Source organism: Methanobrevibacter sp. AbM4 (genome assembly GCF_000404165.1).
In the GTDB taxonomy this organism is placed as follows: domain Archaea; phylum Methanobacteriota; class Methanobacteria; order Methanobacteriales; family Methanobacteriaceae; genus Methanarmilla; species Methanarmilla boviskoreani.
Genome location: NC_021355.1, coordinates 1,863,862 through 1,889,079, shown reverse-complemented (window position 1 = coordinate 1,889,079; position 25,218 = coordinate 1,863,862). Strand labels below are relative to the sequence as shown.

The 25,218-nt window shown below is 29.6% G+C and carries 27 protein-coding genes, 3 tRNA genes and 1 other RNA gene; 25 read left to right on the top strand and 6 right to left on the bottom strand.

Annotated features, from left to right (window positions below; all coding sequences use genetic code 11):
* The first annotated feature begins 23 nt into the window (after window positions 1-23).
* The 10 genes from ABM4_RS08195 to ABM4_RS08150 all read left to right on the top strand — a co-directional run bounded on the left by ABM4_RS08195 (window position 24) and on the right by ABM4_RS08150 (window position 7,706).
* Entirely contained in the window at window positions 24-1,472 is a 1,449-nt protein-coding gene (locus ABM4_RS08195) for a hypothetical protein (protein WP_016359203.1), read from the top strand.
* Window positions 1,473-1,828: 356 nt separating this feature from the next.
* Window positions 1,829-2,563, top strand: coding sequence for a proliferating cell nuclear antigen (pcna) (gene pcn / locus ABM4_RS08190; protein ID WP_016359202.1), 735 nt, complete (start codon window positions 1,829-1,831; stop codon window positions 2,561-2,563).
* 71 nt (window positions 2,564-2,634) lie between these two features.
* On the top strand, window positions 2,635-3,288 hold the full coding sequence (locus tag ABM4_RS08185) for a hypothetical protein (protein WP_052312820.1): 654 nt from the start codon (window positions 2,635-2,637) through the stop codon (window positions 3,286-3,288).
* Window positions 3,289-3,395: 107 nt separating this feature from the next.
* Window positions 3,396-3,587: a hypothetical protein gene (locus ABM4_RS08180; RefSeq protein WP_048200928.1), complete on the top strand. Its 192-nt coding sequence runs from the start codon at window positions 3,396-3,398 to the stop codon at window positions 3,585-3,587.
* Window positions 3,588-3,858: 271 nt separating this feature from the next.
* Window positions 3,859-4,137: a 50S ribosomal protein L44e gene (locus tag ABM4_RS08175; RefSeq protein WP_016359201.1), complete on the top strand. Its 279-nt coding sequence runs from the start codon at window positions 3,859-3,861 to the stop codon at window positions 4,135-4,137.
* Window positions 4,138-4,146: 9 nt separating this feature from the next.
* Window positions 4,147-4,326 (top strand): 30S ribosomal protein S27e, encoded by a 180-nt coding sequence (locus tag ABM4_RS08170; RefSeq protein WP_016359200.1) that lies wholly within the window; start codon window positions 4,147-4,149, stop codon window positions 4,324-4,326.
* A gap of 99 nt (window positions 4,327-4,425) precedes the next feature.
* A complete protein-coding gene (locus ABM4_RS08165) occupies window positions 4,426-5,223 on the top strand; it encodes a translation initiation factor IF-2 subunit alpha (RefSeq protein WP_016359199.1) in 798 nt (265 codons plus the stop codon).
* 75 nt (window positions 5,224-5,298) lie between these two features.
* Complete coding sequence (locus ABM4_RS08160) at window positions 5,299-5,460, top strand: RNA-protein complex protein Nop10 (RefSeq protein ID WP_016359198.1); 162 nt, start codon at window positions 5,299-5,301, stop codon at window positions 5,458-5,460.
* Window positions 5,461-5,468: 8 nt separating this feature from the next.
* Window positions 5,469-6,242: a proteasome assembly chaperone family protein gene (locus ABM4_RS08155; protein ID WP_016359197.1), complete on the top strand. Its 774-nt coding sequence runs from the start codon at window positions 5,469-5,471 to the stop codon at window positions 6,240-6,242.
* A 264-nt stretch (window positions 6,243-6,506) separates the two neighbouring features.
* Window positions 6,507-7,706, top strand: a complete 1,200-nt coding sequence (locus tag ABM4_RS08150; protein ID WP_016359196.1) for a TIGR00375 family protein — start codon at window positions 6,507-6,509, stop codon at window positions 7,704-7,706.
* An 89-nt stretch (window positions 7,707-7,795) separates the two neighbouring features.
* Here the strand turns inward: ABM4_RS08150 and ABM4_RS08145 are convergent, their stop codons facing one another.
* The 4 genes from ABM4_RS08145 to ABM4_RS08825 all read right to left on the bottom strand — a co-directional run bounded on the left by ABM4_RS08145 (window position 7,796) and on the right by ABM4_RS08825 (window position 9,082).
* A complete protein-coding gene (locus ABM4_RS08145; RefSeq protein ID WP_016359195.1) occupies window positions 7,796-8,140 on the bottom strand; it encodes a helix-turn-helix transcriptional regulator in 345 nt (114 codons plus the stop codon).
* A gap of 76 nt (window positions 8,141-8,216) precedes the next feature.
* Window positions 8,217-8,290 (bottom strand) — tRNA-Arg (locus ABM4_RS08140).
* A 75-nt stretch (window positions 8,291-8,365) separates the two neighbouring features.
* Window positions 8,366-8,439 (bottom strand) — tRNA-Arg (locus tag ABM4_RS08135).
* A gap of 136 nt (window positions 8,440-8,575) precedes the next feature.
* A complete protein-coding gene (locus ABM4_RS08825) occupies window positions 8,576-9,082 on the bottom strand; it encodes a hypothetical protein (protein ID WP_016359194.1) in 507 nt (168 codons plus the stop codon).
* Between the two features lie 501 nt (window positions 9,083-9,583).
* Here ABM4_RS08825 and frhA point away from each other — a divergent pair.
* From frhA to ABM4_RS08085, 9 genes are all read left to right on the top strand, one after another.
* Window positions 9,584-10,801 carry a coenzyme F420 hydrogenase subunit alpha gene (frhA, locus tag ABM4_RS08125; RefSeq protein WP_016359193.1) on the top strand — a complete coding sequence of 406 codons (1,218 nt, stop codon included), beginning with the start codon at window positions 9,584-9,586 and terminating at the stop codon, window positions 10,799-10,801.
* Between the two features lie 10 nt (window positions 10,802-10,811).
* Complete coding sequence (gene frhD / locus ABM4_RS09025) at window positions 10,812-11,291, top strand: coenzyme F420-reducing hydrogenase, FrhD protein (RefSeq protein ID WP_016359192.1); 480 nt, start codon at window positions 10,812-10,814, stop codon at window positions 11,289-11,291.
* Window positions 11,292-12,107: a coenzyme F420 hydrogenase subunit gamma gene (frhG, locus tag ABM4_RS09020; protein WP_016359191.1), complete on the top strand. Its 816-nt coding sequence runs from the start codon at window positions 11,292-11,294 to the stop codon at window positions 12,105-12,107.
* An 11-nt stretch (window positions 12,108-12,118) separates the two neighbouring features.
* On the top strand, window positions 12,119-12,997 hold the full coding sequence (frhB, locus tag ABM4_RS08110) for a coenzyme F420 hydrogenase subunit beta (RefSeq protein WP_016359190.1): 879 nt from the start codon (window positions 12,119-12,121) through the stop codon (window positions 12,995-12,997).
* A 1,073-nt stretch (window positions 12,998-14,070) separates the two neighbouring features.
* Window positions 14,071-15,252 (top strand): iron-containing alcohol dehydrogenase, encoded by a 1,182-nt coding sequence (locus tag ABM4_RS08105; protein ID WP_016359189.1) that lies wholly within the window; start codon window positions 14,071-14,073, stop codon window positions 15,250-15,252.
* Between the two features lie 32 nt (window positions 15,253-15,284).
* Window positions 15,285-16,781, top strand: a complete 1,497-nt coding sequence (locus ABM4_RS08100) for an aldehyde dehydrogenase family protein (protein WP_016359188.1) — start codon at window positions 15,285-15,287, stop codon at window positions 16,779-16,781.
* A gap of 84 nt (window positions 16,782-16,865) precedes the next feature.
* Window positions 16,866-17,354, top strand: a complete 489-nt coding sequence (locus ABM4_RS08095; protein WP_052312819.1) for a transposase — start codon at window positions 16,866-16,868, stop codon at window positions 17,352-17,354.
* Window positions 17,344-18,018: an NADPH-dependent F420 reductase gene (npdG, locus tag ABM4_RS08090; RefSeq protein WP_016359186.1), complete on the top strand. Its 675-nt coding sequence runs from the start codon at window positions 17,344-17,346 to the stop codon at window positions 18,016-18,018. Before ABM4_RS08095 ends, npdG begins: the two co-directional genes overlap by 11 nt.
* A gap of 167 nt (window positions 18,019-18,185) precedes the next feature.
* Window positions 18,186-18,950 carry an aspartate dehydrogenase gene (locus ABM4_RS08085; RefSeq protein WP_016359185.1) on the top strand — a complete coding sequence of 255 codons (765 nt, stop codon included), beginning with the start codon at window positions 18,186-18,188 and terminating at the stop codon, window positions 18,948-18,950.
* A 656-nt stretch (window positions 18,951-19,606) separates the two neighbouring features.
* On the opposite strand, the gene map is transcribed toward ABM4_RS08085, so the two are convergent.
* Window positions 19,607-20,542, bottom strand: a complete 936-nt coding sequence (map, locus tag ABM4_RS08080; protein WP_016359184.1) for a type II methionyl aminopeptidase — start codon at window positions 20,540-20,542, stop codon at window positions 19,607-19,609.
* 160 nt (window positions 20,543-20,702) lie between these two features.
* Here map and ABM4_RS08075 point away from each other — a divergent pair, with 160 nt between their 5' ends.
* From ABM4_RS08075 to ABM4_RS08055, 6 genes are all read left to right on the top strand, one after another.
* The gene (locus ABM4_RS08075) at window positions 20,703-21,104 is read left to right on the top strand and encodes a hypothetical protein (RefSeq protein WP_016359183.1); all 402 of its coding nucleotides are present in this window, start codon (window positions 20,703-20,705) and stop codon (window positions 21,102-21,104) included.
* An 11-nt stretch (window positions 21,105-21,115) separates the two neighbouring features.
* Complete coding sequence (locus ABM4_RS08070; protein WP_016359182.1) at window positions 21,116-21,646, top strand: hypothetical protein; 531 nt, start codon at window positions 21,116-21,118, stop codon at window positions 21,644-21,646.
* A gap of 225 nt (window positions 21,647-21,871) precedes the next feature.
* Window positions 21,872-21,946, top strand: a tRNA-Met gene (locus tag ABM4_RS08065).
* 60 nt (window positions 21,947-22,006) lie between these two features.
* Window positions 22,007-22,290, top strand: an RNA gene (gene rnpB / locus ABM4_RS08835) — RNase P RNA component.
* A gap of 100 nt (window positions 22,291-22,390) precedes the next feature.
* Window positions 22,391-22,735: an EamA family transporter gene (locus ABM4_RS08060; RefSeq protein WP_016359181.1), complete on the top strand. Its 345-nt coding sequence runs from the start codon at window positions 22,391-22,393 to the stop codon at window positions 22,733-22,735.
* Window positions 22,732-23,067, top strand: coding sequence for an EamA family transporter (locus ABM4_RS08055; protein WP_016359180.1), 336 nt, complete (start codon window positions 22,732-22,734; stop codon window positions 23,065-23,067). Before ABM4_RS08060 ends, ABM4_RS08055 begins: the two co-directional genes overlap by 4 nt.
* Window positions 23,068-23,886: 819 nt before the next feature.
* On the opposite strand, the gene dnaJ is transcribed toward ABM4_RS08055, so the two are convergent.
* Window positions 23,887-25,032 (bottom strand): molecular chaperone DnaJ, encoded by a 1,146-nt coding sequence (dnaJ, locus tag ABM4_RS08050; protein WP_016359179.1) that lies wholly within the window; start codon window positions 25,030-25,032, stop codon window positions 23,887-23,889.
* Window positions 25,033-25,218 lie beyond the last annotated feature (186 nt).

Genomic DNA, 25,218 nt, shown 5'->3' with positions numbered 1-25,218 from the left:
AATCATAGTGATGGAGATTTATTATGAAAAAATCTAATAATGGATCAGATTATGAAGATTCTATTAAACATCTTCAAAATATTATGAAAGCTGTTAAGAAGACACCAGCAACTACAGAATCTATCTCTATTAAAGATGAATCTGTAGAGTATTCTTCCGAATCATCTGATAATGATGGTTCTAAAAAAGAAAACCCAAAAAAAGAATCTGTATCCAAAAGCATTTCCTCTAAATCAGATAGTTCAAAACCAACTGAGAATATTGAAAAGTCCGATTCTGCAGAAGACAAGAAATCTTCACTTGGAAATATTTTCAAAAAGGTTGATAAAATTTTAGATGAGGATTTAGATGAAGGTAAAAACGATAAAAAACTTACAGAATATTCCTCTAAAAATGATGAACCTACTGTACATATTCAAAAAACTTTAAATTATGAGAGTTTAAAAAATGCTAAGGATTTTGAACATGATTCCTCCTTTGCAGATGATGATAAGTTAAGTTTTGATAAATTAGAAATAGATGAAACAGAAGAATCAAAAATTAATAAATCTGATGAAGGGGCATCTTTCTCATTTGAAGACAATATTTTAAATAATGTTGATGATATTTTTGAAGACGATAATAAACCTTCTAAAAATGATAAAGAAGATATTAATATGAGTTTAAAGGAAAAATCAGATGAGAATGATTCAGTTGATTCTGAGGATAACTCTTCAAATTTTGAAGATATTGAAGATAATTCTGATAAGGAATCTTCCCTAAAATCTAAAACCTCTTCCTCTTTCTTATCTAAACTTCATCAATCATTTAAAGAAGTTGAAGAAGATAATGATAAAGATGAAGATAAAAACAAATCCAAGGATTTCAAGAAAGAATCAAAAACTGAAAATTCTATATTTGATGCAGATAGAGATAAGAATACCAAACCAGGAAAATCTGTTGAAGACAACTCATCTGGCATAGGTATTAAAAAGGTTAACTTGAGTATAATTCCAATATTGGGAATTATTGTAGGTATTGTTACAATATCTTTAGGAATCTATCTTGTATTTGGCAGATCTGCAAGAGTTGTAGATAGTGTGGCTTCTGGAGAATATGTTGGTATGTCTATTCTCTTGTTTATAATTGGGGCTATTTGTTTTATATTTTCTTTAATACAGATTGTTTCTGTTAAAACTCCATTCGATAACACTTTTGATGAAATGAGAAGTATTGATAGGGAAGATATCAATATGGATGATTTTCTAGATGAAATTACTGTTGATGATATCCCCGAGGATAAAGAGACAGATAATGAAGATTTAGATGATGATGCTGAAATATCTGAAGAAAAATATGAACTAGAAGATAATGAAGACAATTATAATGTTACTAAAAAGTCTTTTGATTCTGATTATGTAAAAACAGATGCAGACGATTTTAAAATTACAGTCAACACCTCCGTTCATAATGAAGAGGATGATGATAAATAAAATCTTTAATGTTTTTATCTTTTTTTTAATTTTTCATCGGATTCTGATTTGCTCTTTTTTTTATTTTTAAGTTCTTTTTTTTATTATGATTTTGATTTATTCTATTTTTCGTTTTTAAGTTCTCTTTTTATTGAGGCTTTGACTTTAATACTAAACCTGTTTTTTCCTTTTTTAGCCGTTTTTTAAATCTTTTATATATTAGTAATTTTTATTAATTTTTTTATAAATAACATTGTATATTATAAATTTATAAGTAATGATGACAAAAAATATATAATAATATAATTTATTATAGATGTAATTTACTTATAAAGTTTATAATTATTTTAATTAAAAACTTTATTTGGGATGATGTTATGTTTAAAGCAGAGTTAAGTGACCCAAATATTTTAAAAACAAGTTTCGATGCTATTTCATCAATTGTTGATGAAGTACAATTACAAACTGATAGTGAAGGTGTCAGATTAAATGCTCTTGATAGAAGTCATATAACTTTTGTTCATTTAGAGCTTAAAGCAAGTTTGTTTGATGAATTTATTTGCGATGAACCTGAAAAAATAAATGTTGACACTGAAGAATTGATGAAAGTTTTAAAACGTTCCAAATCTAACGATAGGGTAATTTTATCATTGGATGAAGGTAATCTTATTATTACCTTTGAAGGTGAAGCTAAAAGAACATTTAAAATACGCCTTATAGATATGGAATATGATGCTCCATCAGCACCACCATTAGAATATCCAACTAAATTTGATATTCCTTTTGCACTTTTAAAAGATTCTATTAATGATATTGATATTTTCTCTGATAAAATCATATTAATGGTTAATGAAGAGGTATTTAAAGCAGCAGCTGAAGGAGAATTCGGTGATGCTAATATTGAATATATACATGGTGAAAAAATAGATAATGAAGCTAAATCCATATTCTCTTTGGAAAAAATTAGGGAAATGCTTAAAGCAGATAAATTCTCAGATGTTGCTACTATTAAACTAGGTAATGATATGCCTTTAAGTCTTTCACTTAAAATGGTTTCTGAGGAAGGGGAACTTAGTTTCTTACTTGCTCCACGTATTGAATCCGATGAGTAATCGGATTTTGAATCTTTATTTTTTAAACATATTTTTTAAAATTTATTTTCTTATTTCTGTGAGTGATTAATGTGGATAAATTTTTTCAAGAATTACGTAAGATCCAAAAAAAAGAACGGGGTAATAGTTCACTGGCTAAAGTGGATAATAATTTCTATAGTTTAATTTATTCCTATATTAATGATCTTATAGATAATGTTAGTGATGATCCTTTTTCAAATGTAAACTATCTCTTAAAGGATACTCAAAGAATTGCAACAGAAATCTGTGAAAGAAGGGAACATAAAATCGCCGAAGCGGCATTAATGAATATTCATAGGTCATATCATTTATTTAAAGGTAAACCTGAATTTGACTTATTGGATACTACCCCACTTAATCTAACTGATGAAGAGGAAAAATTGTACTATTCATTGATAGACGCATTTAAAAATCATAGAAATAACATTTCCTTAGATTCCTTCAATAAATCTAGTAAGAAAGAGGAATCCGCCACGGTTTTTAACCAGGATACTTCTAGAGAAAACTCTCATCAAATGGATGATTCAGATGATGAGGTTTTAAATAGGTTAAATGAAATCTCCAAGGGTAAAGTCTTAGAAAACGAGAAGAGTGAATCCGTTGAAAAACAGATAATTAATTCTAAAATTGAAAGGGCAAAAAAAATAATGTTAACAATGCCCCTTTCAAGACTAACAAATCTTCTAATGAAAGGGAATCAGTAAACTCCTCCCGTGTAGTTACTAATCAGGATTCAAGTAATGTTGATGAATTAGATAACTTACAGGAATCTATCGATAATCAATTTGTAGATTTAAAGGAAGAGGATTTTTTGGATTCAAAAATAAAAAATAAACATCTGGTAGATAAAACTTTGGTTCTGGTTTTTAAAGATTTTAATCAGATAATTGGTGTTGATGAGAAGATTTATGGTCCATTTAAATCTCAGGATTTAGTTATCATGCCTAAAGCAAATGCTAATGTAATAGTAAGGTGTAGAAAAGGACGCATTATAGAAATCTAGCTAATTTTTTATATTCCTTAGATTCTATTTTTTTAGTTAAGTTTAAATACTAATGTAATATATATAATAAATGTATCTATTATAAGATAATATGAATTACTTATTTTTTCTAAAAATAACTTCTTATTATATTGACTTATTCTTATAGATTATCTTGCTGGAGGGATACCTAATAAGTTCTTGTCTAGTTTGATATGAGTTATAGATACTATTGGCTAAAGGGATACTTAAATCGTTCCTGTTTAGTTGGTAATATTAAAAAGGTGATTATATGAAGATACCAAAAGAAAAAAGGACTTATTGTCCTTATTGTAAAAAACATACTATTCATGAAGTTCGTACTTCTAAAAAACGAAAAGCTAGTGAATTAAAATGGGGTCAAAGACAGTTCAGACGTGTAACTGCAGGATACAGAGGTTACCCAAGACCATTACCTAGTGGAAGTAAACCAGTTAAAAAATTAGACTTAAGATACAAATGTAAAGAATGTGGAAAATCTCACATTAGAAAAGCATTTAGAACTGGTAAACCTGAATTCGTAAGTCAATAGGTGTTTAATATGGCTAGCAAAGGAAGAGGAAATTTTTTAAGAGTCAAATGTTTAGATTGTGGAAATGAACAAATAGTTTTTGATCGTGCTGCATCTGATGTAAAATGTATTATCTGTGGTAAAACTATTGTTAAATCCCGTGGTTCCAAAGCTAAAATCATGGCTCATATTGATGAAGTTTTAAACTAATTATTTTAAATTTTTTTAATTTTTATTATTGCTATTTTTATTTTTTATATATCCTAATAAAAATTAAGAACCTAATATTTTATATATGAAGGTGTTTTAATGGTAAGAAAAAACAGTAAATGGCCTAAAGAAGGTGAATTAATTGTTGCAACAGTTTACAAAGTTCTCCCTTATGGTTGTTTTGCTAAACTTGAAGAATATGTTGGAAAAGAGGCTTTCATCCATATTAGTGAAGTATCTTCTGGTTGGGTTAAAAACATCCGTGACCATGTTAGAGAAAATCAGAAAATTGTTGCACGTTGTATTAGAGTAAATCCTAAAAAAGGTCATATTGATGCTTCTTTAAAAAGAATCAGAGAAGATCAAAGAACCAAAAAGATTCAGCAATGGAAAATTGAACAAAAAGCTGAAAAATTCTTAGAATTATCTGCTAAATCATTAGGAAAAGATTTAAACACTGCTTATAAAGAAGTAGGTTATGACTTAATGGATATCTTTGGAGATATTTACGGGGCATTTGAAACTGCTGTTGATGAAGGTGCTACTGCTTTAACTGATGAAGGTATTAGTGAAGAGTGGGCAGAAGCAATCACCGAAGTTGCTAAAAGAAACATTACTCCTCCAGAGGTTCATATTAGTGGATATGTAGATATTCAAACCTTTGATTATAATGGTGTAGACATTGTAAAAGAGGCTTTACTCGCTGCGGAAAATAATGGCGATAATGATGGAGAGGTAATTAAAGTACAATGTGTAGGTGCTCCTAGATATCGTATTACTGTTACTTCAACCGATTATATCTTAGCTGAAAAAGAACTTCAAGCTGCTGCAGATAGAGCAATTAATATAATTGAGCAATCTGGTGGTAATGGAGAATTTTTAAGAGAATTAGATTAGTTAAATCTTATCTTTTTTTATTATTTTTTTTACGTGATTTTATAACTAAATTTTAATTCTATTTTTTGTGATATTATGAAAATGAAAATGCACAAGTGTAAATCATGTAATATTTATACCATACAAGATAAATGTCCTAAGTGTGGTGGAGAATTAAATGTTATTTATCCTCCAAAATATTCCATTGAAGACAAGTATGGTAAATATAGAAGGAAATTAAAAGAAGAATCTAAATGAGGTTAATCATGAAAAATACTCAAATTAAAGTTTTAGAAGAGGTTTCTTTAGATAATCCTATATTTATTGAAGCACTTCCAGGTATCGGTCATGTTGGTAAGTTAGCTGCTGATCATTTAATTGATGAGTTGAATGCCACTAAATTTGCGGAAATTTATTCTCCTTATTTCCCTCCTCAGGTTTTTATAGGTGAAAATGGAATTATCGAGAGTATGTCTAATGAATTATACTATCTAAAATCCCAAGGTGAAGATGAAAGAGATTTAATTGTTTTGGTAGGTAATTCTCAAGGTTTGTCTACAGAGGGCCAGTATTCCATATGTGGAGATATTCTTGACTTTATAGAACAGTTTGGCGTTAAGAACATTTTTACTTTAGGCGGACTTGCAACAGGTCAACCTGTAGAGGAGACTACAGTTTATGGTGCTGCTACCGATGAGGAGAAAATCGATATTTTAAAGGATGCAGGTATAGAAATCAGGTCTGTTGATGGTGGAATCATTGGAGCTTCAGGATTATTTTTAGGTTTAGGTCAACTTAGAGGAATGTCTGGTGCTTGTTTGATGGGTGAAACTCCAGGTTATTTTATAGATGCCGAAGCTGCAGAAGCATTATTAAATAAACTTTCTATTCTACTTAAAATAGAAGTAAACACCGATAAACTTGAAGAAAGGGCAGAAGAAACTAGACAAATGATTTCTAAAGCTCAACAAATGGAACAAGATATGATTAATCGTTCTATGCCAAAACAGGATAAAGATGATTTAAGATATATCGGTTAATTTTTTTATTATTTTTTTTAGTTTCTTACTTTTTTTTATTTCATTTTAATTAAATACTGAAACAGTCTATATTTTTTTAGTTTCTTAATTTTTTATAATACTGGGGAATTCTTTATAATTTTTTAATTAAAAGGTATTACAGTGTTTTGTTTTATTTTTTAGCTATTCTTTAAATATGGAATTTGAATTTACTTTATGTATGATTATTTGTTTGATCTTTTTTTTTCAAAAGTTTAATATATTAAATTAAGCTAATCATTACTTATGTTAATTAATACTGATTTACATGTTCACAGTTGTTTTTCCATGGCAACATCTAAGGATATGTTAATAGAGAACATGGCTCCCAAAGCTAAGGAAAAAGGTCTTAATCTTGTTGGTACAGGGGATGCCTTCCATCCAAAATGGCTTGAAATGATTGAGGAAAATACGGAATATGTTGGCGATGGAATATACTCATATAGGGATTGTGATTTTATTCTAACTGTTGAGGTTGAGGCAGAAAAGAAAATACACCACCTGATTATACTTCCAAATATGGATACAGCCCGTGAACTTTCAGATAAATTGGTATCTAAGAATAAATATTCCGATGGAAGACCACGTACTAAAATGAGTGGCAGTGAAATTTTCGATATGGTTAGGGATTATGATTGTTTAATTGGCCCTGCCCATGCTTTCACACCCTGGACTGGAATGTATAAGTCTTATGATAGTATCTATGATTGTTACGGTGGAAAAGTTGATTTTGTAGAATTAGGTTTATCTGCAGATACAGATATGGCAGATACAGTTAAAGAATTAAAGGATTTTCCATTTTTATCAAACTCAGATGCACATTCACCATGGCCTCATAGATTAGGTCGAGAGTTTAATCAAATAGAGATGAAAGATATTTCATATTCCTCACTAAAATATGCAATAAAACATAAGAAAATTAAAGCTAACTATGGTCTTGTTCCAAACTTAGGAAAATATCACATGACAGCATGTACAAACTGTCACGGTTTAGTAGATCCTTTAATAGCAAAGGAAAACAATATGAAATGTTTGGACTGTGGCGGAAAAGTTAAAAAAGGTGTAGACTATAGGATTAGTGAGATTAATGACTATGATTCACCTCATCATCCAGACTTTAGACCTCCATATGTCCATTTAATGCCTCTTGCAGAAATTATATCTAAGATTTATGATAAAGGGGTCACAACAAAAACAGTTCAAGGTAAATGGGAAAACCTTATAAATAAGTTTGGTCCTGAAATTGAGGTTTTAATTAATACTCCAATTGAGGATATTGAAAAGGTTGATTCAAAGATTTCAAATGGTATTTTGTCATTTAGAAATGGTACTGTACATATCACACCAGGTGGTGGTGGAAAATATGGTGAAATATCTTTTGATAAAGTGGAAAAACAGGAAAATACAGACTCAAAAAGGATAGTCACATTGGATAATTTTGGTTGATTTTTAAATAATCTAATGGTATTTATTTTAGATAACTTTTTTAAATAATTCAAGTTAAGGAAATTATATTTTAGATTATTTTTATTCAATTATATCAATTCCTCCGACTCTTCGATGAGTTTGAATATTTTATCATTATTTAATGAATAAAAGACCCTTTTATTTTCCTTTCTATTCTTTACAATATTGTGATGTCTTAATATTCTTAATTGATGTGAAATACTTGATTGGCTCATATCTAATAATATGGATAACTCACAGACACATAATTCTTTGATTTTCAATGCATTGATGATTCTAATTCTATTGTAATCCCCAAGCAATTTAAATATGTTTGCTGTATCTTCATAAGTCTTACAAGTTTTCATTTCCCTTGAAACTTCTTCAATAACATCTTCTCTTATACTTTTAATCTCACATATATCATTTGCCATAGTTTTATATTAAGTTATATTTATTATAAAAGTTTCTAAGTTTAAAAGTTAAAAAAATGAGAGCTATTTATAAAAACGGACTTGGCGGGATTTGAACCCGCGATCTTTAGATTAGGAGTCTAACGCCCTATCCAGCTAGGCTACAAGCCCTTTTTTTAATTAAATTCATTATTAAACAGTAAATTTTTTAAAGTAAGTAAATTAATAAAAAAAGTATCTTTTATACGGACCGGCCGGGATTTGAACCCGGGATCTTCGGATTAGAAGTCCGACGCCCTATCCTACTAGGCTACCGGCCCATGTATATCAACATTAGAATATTAGTTTAAACTAATATATAAATATTACTATTTTTTAAGTAATATTACTAAATTCTAAATTTTTTAAAAAAAAGATTATAATCAGTAAATGTTTTTACTGATTATTATGGTGTTTTTAAGCACCACCTCCACCTTCAATTTGATTTCCATCCTTATCATAAGTAATAAATCCAACTTTCTGGTCAAGGTAATTATATTTAGTTACAGTATAAGATCCATCGGAGTGATATGTGGTTAATTCATATGCAACTGCATGTATGTCGCCGTTATTTGATCCACCATTATCATTTGAGCCGCCGTTATCATTTGGAGTAATAGCATTGTTTCCACTGTCACCACTACCACTACTACTGCCACTACCATCGTAGTAACCAGCACCAGAACTGTCTCCTCCAGAATATTGTCCATCAGAACCACTGTTATCTGATGAGCCAGAGCCAGAATTATCTGTATTGGTACTTACGTTAGTAGAATTTCCAACACCAGATCCTCCGTTATCTGCACCAATTCCTTGAAGATTCTTGAATACTCCGTTATCTTCACTAGTTAATCCATAAGCAGTTACTCCTGCTGCAATACAAATAACAATAATAATTGAGATAATAATATTAGATTTTTCCACTCAACTCACCTCTATATTGTATAAGACTTGTTCTGTAAAAAATTTATAATTATAATTACTTATACTTATAAATCTTTTACAAAACTTTTATATAATATATATTACTTTTCTTATATGGTTTTTTTTATTTATAAAATTTTGTATATTTCATTTTATCTATTTTCTGTATTACTTTTTATCTAAAAATTCATAAAATTATTTTTCTATTTTATTAAAATAATTGTTTTATTCATTATATTGCGGATTTAAAGCTATATGCTTACTTTTTTTCTATTATTCAATATTTGTTTTCTATTTTAATTTTTTAATGATTTTTTAAATTATGTATTATTTTTATATTTTTTTTAAATTCTATTGCATCTTTGTATAATTTTCGTTTTTCATTAATCTTTTACTATATAAATTTTTCGTTTTACTTTATTAAAAATCATTTATATATCATCTTTAATAAATTAATAACTGTCGTTGGTTTCTAATTTTTTAATATAAGAGGTGACACATTTGAGTGAAAAAATAGTTATATCACCTACTACCAGACAAGAAGGCCACGCAGAACTTGTCATGGAAGTGGATGATGAAGGAATTGTTACAAAGGGTAGATACTTTAGTATTACTCCTGTTAGAGGTTTAGAAAAGATGGTTGTAGGTAAGGCACCTGAAACTCCACCTGTTTTATGTCAAAGAATTTGTGGTGTTTGTCCTATACCTCATACCTTAGCATCTGTTGAAGCTATAGATGATTCATTAGATATTGAGGTTCCTAAAGCTGGAAAAATTATGAGAGAGGTAACTTTAGCAGCTCACTGTCTTGATAGTGCAGCTATTCACCATTTCTTAATCGCACCAGATTTTGTACCTGATAACTTATTTAAAACAGCTGTAGACAGTGTATCTAATATTAGGAAAAAAGCTCAATTTATTGTAGATACATTAGCAGGTGAAGGTATTCACCCATCTGATATTAGAGTAGGCGGAATGGCTAGAAATATTTCTCCATTAGCTAAAGAAAAAATAACAAAGATTGCTAAAGAATTAGTACCTGATGTTGAGAAACATGCTGAATTAATCGAAGGATTAGTTGCAGATAAAGGATTACCTAAAGATTTAGGTGTTGTTAAAAATAAACCATTTTCATCTAGTCCTTACTATGGTGACAGATCTTATTTTGACTTTGATAAATTCAGTGAAATCATGCCTGAACAATGGTATGATGATCCGGAAATAGGTAAAAGGGCTTGTTCTACTATTCCTTTATGGGAAGGTAAACCTATTGAAACTGGACCTAGAGCTAGAATGGAAATGTATCATGGATTTAAAGATAAAGGTGTAGTTGCTCAACATGTTGCAAGAGCTGAAGAAATGAAACTTAATGCTGCAAGAATTGTGGAATTAGTTGATCAATTAGATACTTCCGCTCCTGTTAGAGCTGACTTTGACCCTAGAGGTACCAATAAATTAGGTTTAGGTGTAATTGAAGCACCTAGGGGAACTGATGTTCATATGGCTCAAATTAAAGACGGTAGGGTTCAATATTATTCATGTTTAGTACCAACTACCTGGAATATCCCAATTATGGGTCCTGCTACTGAAGGTTTCCACCATGAATATGGACCTCATGTAATTAGGGCTTATGATCCATGTTTATCATGTGCTACTCATGTAATGGTAGTGGATGACGATGATAAAAGTGTTCTCAAAAGTGAGATGGTAAATTTATAGGGGAATTTAAATGGCATATGATGTAGAAAATTTAGTTGTTGGCTGTGGAAATGTATTGTTCCAGGACGATGGTTTTGGACCATATGTAATTAAAACAATCAAAGAAAAATATTTCAAAGATAAAGACTTTCCTGAAGAAGTTGACTTTATTGATGCAGGTACTAGTGCAACTTACTATGTTTTTTCACTACCTAGTGAAAAATGGAAAAAGTTAGTAATTGTTGATGTAGTTGATTTTAATGCTGAACCAGGTACCTTAAGATTTTTCTCACCTTTTGAGATGCCTAAAGGTAAATATGAAAATGCTCATAATTGGGCTGTTGAAGAACCATTACAAGATTTGGCAAATCAAGGAATTGATGTTGTAATAGTAGGTTGCCAACCAAAAGAAATTTCTGCACCAGATATAGTAATGGGCTTAACTGAGCCTGTTGAAAACGCTATTCCTAAAGCCATTGATATGATTTTTAAAGAGATAGGGGTTAATTAAATGTTTGATAAATTAAAAAAATCTTTTGGTAAAAAAGAAACTAAACCTGTTGAATCTGAGGTTAAATACGAGGAAGGTCAAGTTTCTGTAAAACCTACTAATAAACCTAAAATCGGATACATCCACTTAAGTGGTTGTACCGGTGATGCAATGTCTTTAACTGAAAACTATGATATTTTATCAACCTTACTTTCTGATATGGTAGATATTGTATATGGTCAAACTTTAGTAGATAAATGGATTCATGGTACTTATGCAGAGGAAATGCCTCATATGGACTTATGTCTTATTGAAGGTTCTGTATGTTTACAAGATGAACACAGTTTAAATGAAGTTCAAGAAGCTAGAAAACATTCTGATTTAATATGTGCTTTCGGTTCCTGTGCTATGACTGGTTGTTTCACTAGATTTGCTCATGGTGGTCAACAAGCACAACCTAAACACGAGTCATTTGTACCTGTAAGTGATTTGGTAAAAGTAGATCTTGCTCTTCCTGGTTGTCCTGTTTCTCCTGAAATGATTGCTAAAGCTGTTGTTGCTTTAATTAATAGTGATATGGATTATTTACAACCTGCACTTAACCTTGCTTCATGTAATTTAGCATGTGGTTGTGATGTAAAAACTAACATTACTAATAAATCATTATGTACCGGATGTGGAACTTGTGCATTAGCTTGTCCAACTAGAGCAATGACTATGGTTGAAGGTAGACCTGAATGTAATAAGGATAGATGTATTAAATGTGGTTCATGTTATGTACATTGTCCTAGATCTTGGTTCCCATATGAAAGGATTCAAAAAGAATTTGACTTATAGGAGGATTTAGTATGGAATTTGGTCAAGAATTTGGAAAATATAAACAAGTTGTTTGTGCAAGAGCTACCGATAAAAAAATTCAAGATGTTGCTCAAGATGGTGGAATTGTAACTGCTTTATTCTCCTATGCATTAGACGAAGGTATTATTGAAGGAGCAGTTGTCGCTGGACCTAGTGATGAACCTTGGGTACCTAAACCAGTAGTTGCTACTACTACTGATGAGCTTATTGCTGCAGCTGGAACTAAATATACTCATTCACCTAATGTTTGGGCGTTAAAAGAAGCTGTAAGACAAGCAGGTATTGAAAAAGTCGGTACTGTAGGAACTCCATGTCAAATCATGGGTATTAGAAAAATGCAAGTATATCCATTCTCAACAAGATTCGTTGCAGATAAACTTAAATTATTAATCGGTATTTTCTGTATGGAAAACTTCCCTATGGCTTCAATTGAAACTTTCACTGCTGAAAAAATGGGATTAGACATTAATGATATTACTAAAATGGATATTGGTAAAGGTAAATTCTTTGCAAAAACAGCTGATGACAATCACGGAATTTCTTTAAAAGAAACACATGGATATGAACAAGCAGGATGTAATGTTTGTCCTGATTATGTAGCAGAATTTGCTGATGTTGCTACTGGATCTGTTGGTTCTCCAGATGGTTGGTCTACTGTATTTACAAGAACCGATGGTGGTGAATCTATTTTCAATGCTGCTGTAAGTGCAGGCCTTATTGAAACTAAGGAATTTGATGATTCTGTAAAACCAGGTTTAGGTTTACTCAGTAAATTAGCTAAAGGTAAAAAAGATAAAAATAAAAAAGAAGCTGAAAATAGGATGAAGATGGGACTTCCTGTTCCATTTGATAAATACTATGAATATTAAACTTCTTTATTTTTTCTTTTCTTTTTTTATTTTGTATTAGCAATTACTTTTTTTAGATCGTTTTCATATTTTCAAATTTAATTAATTTTAATAAAATGTAATTTATTATTTTTATTCTAATCTATTCTTAAACCCTTTTATTAATATTGCATTGTTTTGAGGATTTCTTCTAATTTTTAATGGTAGTATTTTAGCTATTTTTCTTATTTAAAATGAATCTTATTTTGTTTTTAAAAAATACTCTTTATTTTTTATTATTTTTCTTTTAAAAATTTTTATAACTTTGATTTAATTAAATAAAGATTAGTTATTATTTTATTTACTTAATATACTTTTATTTATTTCTTATATTATATACAACGATTAATTATTTTTTTATTTTATATTTAAAATTTTTTTATTTCTATATATATTAATTTACATATAATGGTTGATTTAATACTTATTTTAACTTATTCTCATTTTTATTTTTCTATTTAAAGCTATTTTCACTGTTTTTTTAAAATTATTTAATTCATATTTTATGAACTATTCAATTTAAATTTAATTTTTTAATTGTAGTTTTTTAGTTTATTTATTTATAATAATATTATTTTTTCTTATTGATTTTTAGAAAATTCTTATAAATTCTTTTTGATTTTTAATTATCTAATTTTAGACTAATTTTTCATTTTGTTCTTATTTATTGAAACTAAGCTTGATGTTAGTTACAAATTTTTCATTTTTGATTAGTTTATATATTAGTTCTTACAATTTTTAATTGTAAAATAAATATAACAAAGGATATCATAGAAGTTTGTAAAAATTTTTAATTGTAATGGTTGTAGTTAATATAATTCTTATAAACTTAAGTCATATCACTTATATTTATGGGAATATTTTTAGTACGCTATTGATTAGTTAATTTTTTTACATTTTTTTCATGCTCTATTGTTTATTATTTTGATTTTTAAGTACCACTTAATAATTTTCAATTTATACCTTTTTTATATTTTTATTTTTACATGTGGATAAAATAATTCTTAAGAATTTAACCACCATAAACACGTTACTTAAATTTCGGAGGAAAAAATATGGATAAAACATTGTTCTGTGTACCTAGAAAAATCTTCGTAGGTCAAGGTGCATTAGAAAATTTAAAAGATTTAGAAGGTAAAAAGGCTTTTGTAGTAATTGGTGGAGGATCCTTAAAACGTGCTGGTTTCCTGGATAAAGTCATGGACTATCTTAAAGAGGCAGGCATGGAAACAAAATTATTCGAAGGAGTAGAATCAGACCCTTCTGTTACCACTGTCATGGAAGGAGCAAAACAAATGCGTGAATTTGAACCAGATTGGATTGTAGCAATGGGTGGAGGTTCCCCTATTGATGCAGCTAAAGGTATGTGGATTTTCTATGAATATCCTGATTTAACCTTTGAAGAAGCATGTGTTCCATTTGGTTTACCTAAAATGAGACAAAAAGCTCATTTCTGCGCTATTGGTTCCACAAGTGGTACTGGTACTGAGGTAACCGCATTCTCAGTTATAACTGATTATGATACAGGTATTAAATGGCCTATTGCTGACTTTGAAGTAACTCCAGATGTGGCTATTGTAGATCCACAGTTACCAGCAAGTATGCCACCTAAATTAGTAGCACATACTGGAATGGATGCTTTAACTCATGCTATTGAAGCATATACCGCTTCAACCCATCAACCATTTGCAGATGCTATGGCTTTAGATGCGATTCACATGATTTTGAATAATCTAAAACAATCCTATGACGGAAATCAGGATGCGAGGGAAATGATGCATTATGCTCAGGCTGAAGCTGGAATTGCATTTTCTAATGGATTATTAGGTATTGTCCATTCTATGGCTCATAAAACTGGAGCTGCATTCTCTGGAAGACATATTCCTCATGGTGAAGCTAATGCTATGTATCTACCATATGCTACTAGATTTAATGCTAGGAAAGATCCTTCAAGATATGCTGCTATTGGCCGTTATCTTGGATGGGAAGGTACTGATGAGGAATTGGTTGAAAAACTATGTAATACTGTTGCAGACTTTAATAAATACTTAGGTATACCTCATGATCTTAAAGAATGGGGTGTAGATGAAGATGAATTTAATGCAAAAGTCAAGGAAATTTCTAAAAATGCTATGACTGATGCATGTACTGCTGCAAACCCAAGAGAAATGACTGCAGAATTGTTTGAAAAACTTTTACACAATATATACTATGGTATAGATGAGATTGATTTCTAGATAAAAAATAAATGAGATAAAGAGGTAATAATATGGAAAAGATTCCTAATAACCCTGCACAGGAAAAGTATCAATTATATATAAATGGACAATGGAAAGATGCATCAGATGGCTCAACCTTTGAAACTTTTTGTCCTGCAAATGGTGAAAAACTAGCTACATGTGCTGAAGCTACTAACGCAGATGTGGATGAGGCAGTTGATGCTGCTAATGCCGCATTTCCAGATTGGAAAGATGTTGAACCTATTGAAAGAGAAGAAATTCTACTTAAGGTTGCAGATATTATTGACGACAATGCTGATAAATTAGCTATGATTGAAACACTTGATAATGGTAAGCCAATTAGGGAGAATATGGCTATAGACATGCCGTTTTCATCAGATCACTTCCGTTACTTTGCTGGTGCTGTACGTGCTGAGGAAGGTTCTGCAACAATGTTGGACAATAATACCTTAAGCTTAATCTTAAGGGAACCAATAGGTGTAGTTGGTCAAATTGTTCCTTGGAACTTCCCATTCTTAATGGCTGCTTGGAAATTAGCTCCAGTGCTTGCTGCAGGATGTTGTACTGTATTCCACCCATCAAGTTCCACTCCTTTAAGTGTACTCGAATTTGCTAAAATGACTGAAAAAGTTATTCCTAAAGGTGTATTTAATGTTATTACTGGTAAAGGTTCAAAATCAGGTCAATACATGTTAGAACATCCGGGATTCAGAAAATTAGCATTTACCGGTTCCACTGAAATAGGTTGTAATGTAGCAAACTGTGCTGCATCAAGATTAATTCCATCAACCTTAGAATTAGGAGGTAAATCTGCTAACATTTACTTTGATGATTGTAAATGGGATATGGCAATGGACGGTTTACAATTAGGTATTTTATTTAACCAGGGTCAAGTATGTTGTGCAGGTTCCCGTGTATTTGTCCAAGAAGATATTTACGATAAGTTTGTTAAGGAAGCTGTAGATCAATTTGGTAAAATAAATGTAAATATGCCATGGTTAGAGGATACACAGATGGGTTCTCAGATTAATGAGAGGCAAGTTGAAAAAATTGAAAAATGTGTTCAAGATGGTGTGAAAGAAGGTGCAACAATTGCTGTTGGTGGTGAAAGATTTAAAGAGGGACCACTTTCAGAAGGTAGTTTCTTTAAACCTACATTATTAACCAATGTTACTAATGATATGAAAGTAGCACAAGAGGAAATTTTTGGACCTGTAGCTGTTGTCATTCCATTTAAAGATGAAGAAGATGTAATTGAAATGGCTAATGACAGTTCATATGGTTTAGGTGGTGCTGTTTGGACTAGAGATATTAACCGTGCTATCAGTGTATGTAATGCTATTGAAACAGGTCGTATGTGGGTAAACACTTATAATTCAATTCCTGCTGGTGCTCCATTTGGTGGTTATAAACAATCAGGTATTGGTCGTGAAACTCATAAGGTTATATTGGAACATTATACACAGATGAAAAATATAATGATTAATCTATCTGAGCAACCAAGTGGTTTCTATCCAAAGAAATAGAAAAGGTTGATTATTGAATATTATTTCAATAATCTTCATCTTTTAATTTCTAATATTATTTTTTATTTTCATTTGATGGTTAAAATGATAAATAAGGATTATGAGAAGAATCTTGATATTAAATTTGTGAATAGTTTTTCATATGAAACACTATTTATGGATATATTTAGATCTATTCGCTGGGCTAATGGTGTTTACTGTCCTAGATGTAAATCTTTTAATGTAAATAAAAAAGGATTTATTGATAAAGGATATCCTCAGGGTAAAATACGCAAATTTAAATGTAATGACTGTGATCATGCATTCAATGATTTTAGTGGAACTTTCTTTGAAAATTCTAAAATGCCGATAAGTGTTTTAAGTTATATTATTTTCAATATGTATGTCATGTCAGTTGCAGACATTGCAGAGCAAACAGGATATAGTCGAAATACTATCTATAATGTCATTAAAAAAATCAATAATTATATTCATAGAAGTGATTTTGAAAGATTAGTAAAGGATGATGACGGATTTTTCAGATTGAATGGAAATAAATTTCAAGTAAATGGAGGTAATTCTAATGATCATTAGTATTATTGGTGGTACTGGACCTCAAGGTTTAGGTATTGCTAAGCGTTTGGCTATTGCTGGTGAATCTGTAATTGTTGGTTCACGTAAAGAAGAGAAGGCAGTAAAGGTTGTCGGGGAAACGATTGATGAATTGAAAGATTATGATGTTGATATTAAAGGTTTGGCTAATGAGGATGCTGCAAAAGAAGGGGATATTCTTATTATGACAGTACCTTTACAAGCTCAAAGCGCAACATTAAAAACTATCAAACCTTTTGTTAAAGGAAAGATCTTTTTAGATGCAACGGTCCCATTAGAAACAGCTATTGGAGGTAAAGTTTCAAGGGTTCTTAAATTGCCTGAAGGATCTGCTGCAGAGAGAACGGCTTCAATATTGGAAGGTGAAGATGTTAAAGTCATTGCTGCTTTTAATAATATAAGTAATAGTTTACTTTTAAATATTCCTGAACCAATTGACTGTGATTGCATTATTGCAGGTGATAATCAAGAGGCTAAAGACACTGCAAAAGAGTTGATTGAGAAGATACCGGGTATTAAAGTAATCGATGCAGGGGCTCTTGAAAAGGCACAATTAATAGAGGTAGTTACACCTTTACTCATTGGTTTAAATATTAAATATAAATCTAAATACGGAGGTTTTCGTTTAACAGGTTTTGACTTCTAAATTATTCTCACCAAATGTTTACATCTCTTTAATGATCTAATGAATAAAGCTAATTATTAGTTTTATTCATTATTTCATTGATTATCTAATAATAGAGTCAAAAACATGTATATAATTAAAGTTTAATCATCATCATCGAGTACTAGTATTATTTAAGGTGGTTTTTTATGATTTTAGGTTTTTTAGGTTGTGGAAATATTTCATCAGTTATAGTAAATTACCTTATTCACTCTAATTTAGATATTCGGCCAAAATATTTTTTTGATAAGTTTACGGATAAGTCTAAGAGTTTATCCTCCTTAGTTAATGGGGTTGTTGTTAAAGATTTCAATCGGATGTTAAACAAGGTTGATATTGTCTTTGAGGCAGCATCACCTTCAGCTATTAAAGAATATGGGTTGAATATTGTAAACAGTGGCAAATCTTTGATCATAATGAGTGTTGGTTCATTAATGGATAAAAATTTTAGAGAGGATTTAATTCAAGTTGCAGAGAAGAAAAACGTTAAAATATATGTTCCCTCTGGTGCAGTTATAGGTTTAGATGGAATTAAATCTGCTTCAATTGGTAATTTATATTCTGTATCCTTGATTACTAGAAAACCACCAAAAGCTTTAAATCAAAATGAAAATATTGAAAAAGTTGTTTTTGAAGGTAAAGCTTCGGAAGCTATTAAAAAATTTCCATTAAATATGAATGTTGCAGTTTCTTTAAGTTTAGTAGCTAATAAGGATATTGATGTTAAAATTATAAGTGATCCTTCTATAAGTCAAAATATTCATCAAATAGATGTAAAAGGAGATTTTGGTCAATTTTCTACTAGAATTTCTAATTCACCTTGTAGATCTAATCCTAAAACTAGTTTACTTGCAGCATATTCAGCAATTAATTTATTTGAAAAGTTAGATAAAAATTTATATATTGGTGTTTAGTTAAAAAGTAGGGATTTTAAATTAATATTAATTTAAAAAAGGTGTTCTATTGGGTTTGAATTTTTAGTGCCCTAATTTTTAAACTCAATAGATATGGGTTTATAAAATTTTATTGGATATTTTCCATTATTCCTTAGGTATTCAATAAATTTTATAATATGGGTTGTAAGAGTTGTTTAACTCAAAAAATAAGAAGTTAATTATTTGGTTTCTATAAATTAAATAATGTCGCTTCAAAACACGGAATTAAAGTTAGATATAACTTTAATTTAAAAAAAATAAAGCCATAAAGTAAGTATATCTCTTCCATTAATTTATTTGTTGGTTCTTAAATTTTTGGAAGTAATATACACTTTTTAGGTCATTGGAGTTACTAAAATTCTTCCTTTTTTTAATAACTTCAATTTTAGTTGGTGGTTGAAGTTAAATAAGTACTCCTAATGACCTAATTTTTTTAATAAAAAACTTCTTTTAAAATAAAAATATCTTTAGCCAAAATCATAAGCTTTTATTAAAAAAAATTATGTTCTACTATATTTAAGTAGAAAGGATTCAATTTAGACTAAATTTGGATTAATACTCAGAAATTCATACTAATTATAATTTGTAATGTACAGCCATCTAAATACTGGAGTATTCAAATGCCCATCCCATTATTATAATGTTGTAACTGTACAGCCATCTTCCTCAACAATAATGGTATGTTCCTTTTGTGAAACCCATCCTCCGGTTTTTTCTTTTAATGGATGGTATGGGTAAATTGCCATAGCCCTTGATAAGTTTCTCATTGATGCATGTAATCTGTTTCTATTAAATTCTTTTGTTAACCATCTACCTGAGAATGGTAGATCTCTATGATTGTTTTCAATGTATTTTAAAACTTTTTGATCGTGTTTCATTCTAAATGGTCTGTCTTTCATAAATGAGAATATATAGGCACCTGGCATATCATCTACAATTCCAATACCTTCAGTTGCAAATGGTTCTATTGCAACTACCTGTCCCTCTTCTAGCTTGGTTGTACTTCCATTATTAAAATTAGGTACTGAAAGTCCTGCATGTAAATTCCATTGCTCTAGGCTATGTCCGGTTAAATTACTAACGGGATTTAACTCATATTCATGTATTGCATCTTCAATTGCCTGCCCAATTTCTCCAAGTGTTACACCCGCTCTAACGGTACTGATAGCTGCTTCAAGAGCACTAGCAGATGCATCAATAATTCTTTGATTTTTTTCTAATGTTTCCTCATCAAATACCTCTTCCAAATTGTCTCCAGGAGCCATAACAGTGACTGCTGTATCTGAAATATATCCATTAACCTCTGCTCCTAAATCTAATTTTACTAAATCCCCTGTGACAATCTTGTTTTTATCTCCAAAAGGAGATGTATAATGTGCTGTAACTTCATTTATACTAACGTTACATGGGAATGAAATGCCTGCTCCTGTTTTTAGGATTTCATTTTCTACAAATTCCACTAAGTCAATAATGGGAGTTCCATTCTTAATAAGTTTTACAGCTCTATTTCTTACATCAGAAGCTATTTTTCCTGCTTCAATATATGAATTTAACTCGTCAGATTCCATCATTAATATTTATCCTCCTGATTTTTAATTTAAATAGTAATTGTTATGAATTTAGTTTGTTTGTTTAATTATTTAAATACTATTTTCATAATTTTTATATAGTTTTAATTATATACTATGATTATAGTTAAATATTTTTATTACTGATAGTGGAGGAACAAAAATGGAGAGTTTGGTTATACCAAATCAGATTTTTATATTAATTTTAGTTTTAATCTTTGCTATTCTTATAATCATTGTTGTCTTCCAATGGAGAAAAGTTAAACAATCCCAGAATTCTATTAAAATGATAGAAAAGGAGATTGAACTTAAAAAGATGTCTATGGTTGAAAAAGACTTAGAATCTAAAAGATTAATGGAAAACCCAATCCCATTACCTAAGGAACAACAAGAGGCTCTTTCAGCTATTAGACAATCTACTTCAGAATTAATGAATGATGTAGGTTATAAGCATACTGAAATCAATGAAAGATTAGCTCGTCTTGAAGCTCAAACTGAGCAAAAAAAATTAGAAAAAATGCTCAAAGATATTGAAGAAAAAGAAAAAAGACTTCAAAAACAATAAAGGGGATTTAAATGGGTGTTGTTGAAATTGTAGCAATAATTATTCTTTTAATTGCCATAGCAGTTTTAGTATATTACTTTGTTTTAAATAATTCCGAATCATTTAATGGTTTTAATTTAAAAGTTCCTACTGAAGAAGAAGAGATGCCTAGTTCTTCTGAACATTATAATATTCGATTTGAAGATGATGAAAATACCGCAAACGCTAAAGAGAGGTCATCTACTAATTATACTGAGAAATTTAGAGATAAGATCAATGAATATGATATGTCAAGTTTTAGTACCGATGCATTTTCTCAGAAAATTGACCAATTCTTAGATGAAAAAAGTGATCAATTGATTGAAGATTGGTCTCTTGCTACTCAAAATGATTTGGATTCTTTAGAAAGAAGATGGGCTTCTGCAAATGAATCAATTGAAGATTTAGAAAAAAGATTTAATGAGTATTCAGATTTTACTAATGAAAGATTGGATTCTTTAGATGAAAGAATTAAAGCTCTTGAAGATTATGAATCTCTTAGTGAAGGGGAATCTGAGGATTAATATTTGAAATATTGTAATTTGCATGTTTTATTTATATTGAAATCTCTTAAAACATTTTTTTTGGGATTTTTCATTTCTATTTTTTTTAAACATTATATTTTATTTTTTTAAAAAATATATTATTTATTAATTTAAACCGTATTTTTACAAAACATTTATATAGTATGAAAACATAAATTGTTATGTATCATTTTATATACATTAGTTTTTAATAATTTTTTATATAGCAGGGTGGGGTAGTCTGGTGATCCCGCGGGGCTCATAACCCCGAGAGCCCTAGTTCAAATCTAGGCCCTGCTACTTTTTTATTTGGCTATTTTTTAATTTAATATTTTTTATATTTAGTTTTATATGATTATAGCAAGCTAAAGACAGTTACTGGTTATTATAACTAAGGAAACTCCATCCATCATTACAGAACTATAATGTATTAAAAGCATATACTGAGAAGTATGACACTGGAGCAGAAACGATACGTCTTTTAATGAATGACGATGATGTTAAACTGATGGACATTAAAAGGATACGGTGAAACGGCTATTCTATAGGGTGCAAGAATAAAGATGCCAATGACTACTGTAAGAGGCAAGGTAATTCGCTAAGATGAATACTGTTAAACAGAAGGTGGGTTACTCTTAGCAGGCTATAATCATATTATTATTCAATACTTTTTTTTAGGTTAATTATATATTTAAGAAATTACTAATAGACTATTAAATTTATTTTTTAATATGGGGACATAATATGGCGGTAAAAGTTAAAGATTTCCTTTTTTTACAAAGTTCTTTATTTGTTTATGCAATATGTGCGTTATGTGAGAAATTTGTTTCCAGATTGCCTCCAATGTCAACTAACTTTATTTTGGGATACATTTTTGTTGTTGGATTATTAGGGGTTTATGCCCTATTATGGCAACAAATTTTAAAAAGAATTGATTTGAATATTGCTTTTTCAAATAAGGCTGTAACTGTTATTTGGGGTTTTATTTTAGGATTTTTGGTTTTAGGTGAAACCATCAGTATAAAAATGGTTATCGGTGCAATATTTGTAATTACTGGAATAGTCTTATTGGTGGTGAATGAAGAATGAACCCATTTATCTTTTTATTCCTATTCTCAGTATTTATAGCATCTTGTTCTCAGATACTTCTTAAAAAAAGTGCGATGAGAAAACATGAATCATTTATTAAGGAATACTTAAATCCATATGTAATTACTGCTTATGTTTTATTTTTTGCAGGTACATTAATTACAATTATTTCATATAAAACTATTCCATTGTCATTTGGTTTGATTTTAGAGTCTGCAGGATACATATTTGTGTCCATTCTAAGTTATATATTCCTTAGAGAAACCTTAAATACTAAGCAAATTCTTGGTTTAGGTTTAATATTAGTTGGTATTATTATTGCTAATATCTGATTAGGTTTTAATTTTTAATTTTTCATTTTATATCAATTTTTAACTATTTTTTTTAAAATTTTGATTAATTCATCTGTTTTAAAAGCTAATTCTTCTTGTTTTATAACAGTTTGATGTATATTTTCATAAACTATTCTTTCATTGTCAATTGTATCCATATGAAATTTTAAAACTATGGTTGATTATTTAGGTAGTATTTTTTTATTTTGCTAATTTTTAATTATAATTTAAATTAAATGGCTTATTTCGTTAATGGATTTTTAATTACTTTAATATTTTTAAGTTTCAATGGCTTATCTTGTTACTGGAATTTTCTAATTATTTTAATATTCTAAATGGTCTTGACATTTAAGTTGAACCATAAATTGTCTTAAAAATCTTTTAAAACATTTTTTTAGATTATCTTTAATATTTAAAAAACCATTTGATGATCATGATATTTGATTTTTATAATATGGATAATGAATTAATCCAATAACTGAAAAATTTTTTCTATTATTATGATTAAATTCAAATAAAACATGCTAATAATTCTATAAAACTTATTTAGTTTATTAGGCTATTGATTAAATTGAATATGTTCATGTTTTTATAAAAAAAGTATTCTGTTATGTATATCTCAATAATATTAAAAACTAAAGATTGATAGTTTTTTTAGAAATCTATCTTAATATATAAGTGAATTTTAATAATCTTATAAAAGAAGATAACCCTAATTTATTAATTAATAAACGGATTAATATTTCGCATAAAAAAATAGTTGTTTGTCCTATAAAAAAGAGTTTAAAAGTAAATGTTAGATAAGAAGAGTATTCTTATCTATTTAATTGAATCTTTCACTTTGCTGAAAAATCCTTTTTTAACGTGTTTAATGTCTTCACCACTAATCTCTGCAAACTTCTTAAGTAGTTTTGTCTGTTCCTTATTGAGGTTTTGTGGTATGACAACAGTTACTGTGACATACATGTTTCCATGGGCATCATGGCCTCTTAATGGCATACCTTGATCTCTAATCTTAAAGGTTGTTCCACCCTGAGTTCCTGGAGGTACGGTTAATGTGATTGTTTTTCCATAAATTGTAGGGATATCTATTTTATCACCTAAACTAGCTTGAACAATACTTATCTCTTGGTTGTAGTAAAGATGTGAACCTTGTCTTTCATATTTTTTATTACGTTTAATATGTACGGATATTATTAAATCCCCATCAGGGGCACCAGGCTCTCCAGCATTACCTGCTCCACCAACTCTTAAACGGTCAGTCTCATCAATACCTGCAGGAATGTCAATGGTTATGGTTTGTTGTTCACGTACAGTTCCTTTTCCATGACAATTCTCACATGGTTCCTTGATTATTTTACCTGTTCCACCACATTTCCTACATGGTCTAACACTCATCATTTGACCGAGTAATGTATTAGTTACCTCTTTAACTTGTCCTGTTCCATTACATTCCGGACAGGTTTCTGGGCTAGTTCCAGGTTTTGCTTTGTTACCATTACATTCTGGACAGGTTTCATCATGATGTATGACAACATCTTTTTTAATTCCTGTTGCAGCTTCCTCTAGTGTAATTTCTACATTAGTGTAAATGTCAGAACCCCTTTGAGGTCCGGAAGGTGAATTTCTTGATCTATTTCCTCCACCAAATCCAAACATATCAAAGATATTTCCAAGATCGAAATCATCAAAAATATCATTAAAGTTAACATTTTGATATATATCTTCAGCAGAGAACCCATCCATACCTGCATGTCCAAAACGATCGTATTTTTTACGTTTGTCTTCATCAGACAAAACTGCATAAGCTTCACTTATTTCCTTGAATTTTTCAGTAGCATTCTCATCGTCACTAACGTCTGGGTGATACTTCATTGCTAATTTACGATATGCTTTCTTAATCTCTTTCTGATCAGCATCCTTGTCTACACCTAAGACATCATAATAATCTCGCTTCTCTGCCATGTCTTCACCTGTAATAAGATAATTGTAATTTTAAAATAATTAATAAAAATAGTTTCTAAGTTTTTTAAAAACTTGTATAAACATTATATTGTTGTTTATGTTATATATCTTTTTTAGAAAAATTTGTTTAAAATTATTAGATTTTAGAAATTTATTTCTAAAAATCATAATAATTTAATTTTTGAA

Bases quoted from the DNA above. Each gene is read 5' to 3' on its own strand.
- ABM4_RS08195 (WP_016359203.1), top strand. From the start codon at position 24: ATGAAAAAATCTAATAATGGATCAGATTATGAAGATTCTATTAAACAT.
- pcn (WP_016359202.1), top strand. From the start codon at position 1,829: ATGTTTAAAGCAGAGTTAAGTGACCCAAATATTTTAAAAACAAGTTTC.
- ABM4_RS08175 (WP_016359201.1), top strand. From the start codon at position 3,859: ATGAAGATACCAAAAGAAAAAAGGACTTATTGTCCTTATTGTAAAAAA.
- ABM4_RS08170 (WP_016359200.1), top strand. From the start codon at position 4,147: ATGGCTAGCAAAGGAAGAGGAAATTTTTTAAGAGTCAAATGTTTAGAT.
- ABM4_RS08165 (WP_016359199.1), top strand. From the start codon at position 4,426: ATGGTAAGAAAAAACAGTAAATGGCCTAAAGAAGGTGAATTAATTGTT.
- ABM4_RS08160 (WP_016359198.1), top strand. From the start codon at position 5,299: ATGAAAATGAAAATGCACAAGTGTAAATCATGTAATATTTATACCATA.
- ABM4_RS08155 (WP_016359197.1), top strand. From the start codon at position 5,469: ATGAAAAATACTCAAATTAAAGTTTTAGAAGAGGTTTCTTTAGATAAT.
- ABM4_RS08150 (WP_016359196.1), top strand. From the start codon at position 6,507: ATGTTAATTAATACTGATTTACATGTTCACAGTTGTTTTTCCATGGCA.
- ABM4_RS08145 (WP_016359195.1), bottom strand. From the start codon at position 8,140: ATGGCAAATGATATATGTGAGATTAAAAGTATAAGAGAAGATGTTATT.
- frhD (WP_016359192.1), top strand. From the start codon at position 10,812: ATGGCATATGATGTAGAAAATTTAGTTGTTGGCTGTGGAAATGTATTG.
- frhG (WP_016359191.1), top strand. From the start codon at position 11,292: ATGTTTGATAAATTAAAAAAATCTTTTGGTAAAAAAGAAACTAAACCT.
- frhB (WP_016359190.1), top strand. From the start codon at position 12,119: ATGGAATTTGGTCAAGAATTTGGAAAATATAAACAAGTTGTTTGTGCA.
- ABM4_RS08105 (WP_016359189.1), top strand. From the start codon at position 14,071: ATGGATAAAACATTGTTCTGTGTACCTAGAAAAATCTTCGTAGGTCAA.
- ABM4_RS08100 (WP_016359188.1), top strand. From the start codon at position 15,285: ATGGAAAAGATTCCTAATAACCCTGCACAGGAAAAGTATCAATTATAT.
- ABM4_RS08095 (WP_052312819.1), top strand. From the start codon at position 16,866: ATGATAAATAAGGATTATGAGAAGAATCTTGATATTAAATTTGTGAAT.
- npdG (WP_016359186.1), top strand. From the start codon at position 17,344: ATGATCATTAGTATTATTGGTGGTACTGGACCTCAAGGTTTAGGTATT.
- ABM4_RS08085 (WP_016359185.1), top strand. From the start codon at position 18,186: ATGATTTTAGGTTTTTTAGGTTGTGGAAATATTTCATCAGTTATAGTA.
- map (WP_016359184.1), bottom strand. From the start codon at position 20,542: ATGATGGAATCTGACGAGTTAAATTCATATATTGAAGCAGGAAAAATA.
- ABM4_RS08075 (WP_016359183.1), top strand. From the start codon at position 20,703: ATGGAGAGTTTGGTTATACCAAATCAGATTTTTATATTAATTTTAGTT.
- ABM4_RS08070 (WP_016359182.1), top strand. From the start codon at position 21,116: ATGGGTGTTGTTGAAATTGTAGCAATAATTATTCTTTTAATTGCCATA.
- ABM4_RS08060 (WP_016359181.1), top strand. From the start codon at position 22,391: ATGGCGGTAAAAGTTAAAGATTTCCTTTTTTTACAAAGTTCTTTATTT.
- ABM4_RS08055 (WP_016359180.1), top strand. From the start codon at position 22,732: ATGAACCCATTTATCTTTTTATTCCTATTCTCAGTATTTATAGCATCT.
- dnaJ (WP_016359179.1), bottom strand. From the start codon at position 25,032: ATGGCAGAGAAGCGAGATTATTATGATGTCTTAGGTGTAGACAAGGAT.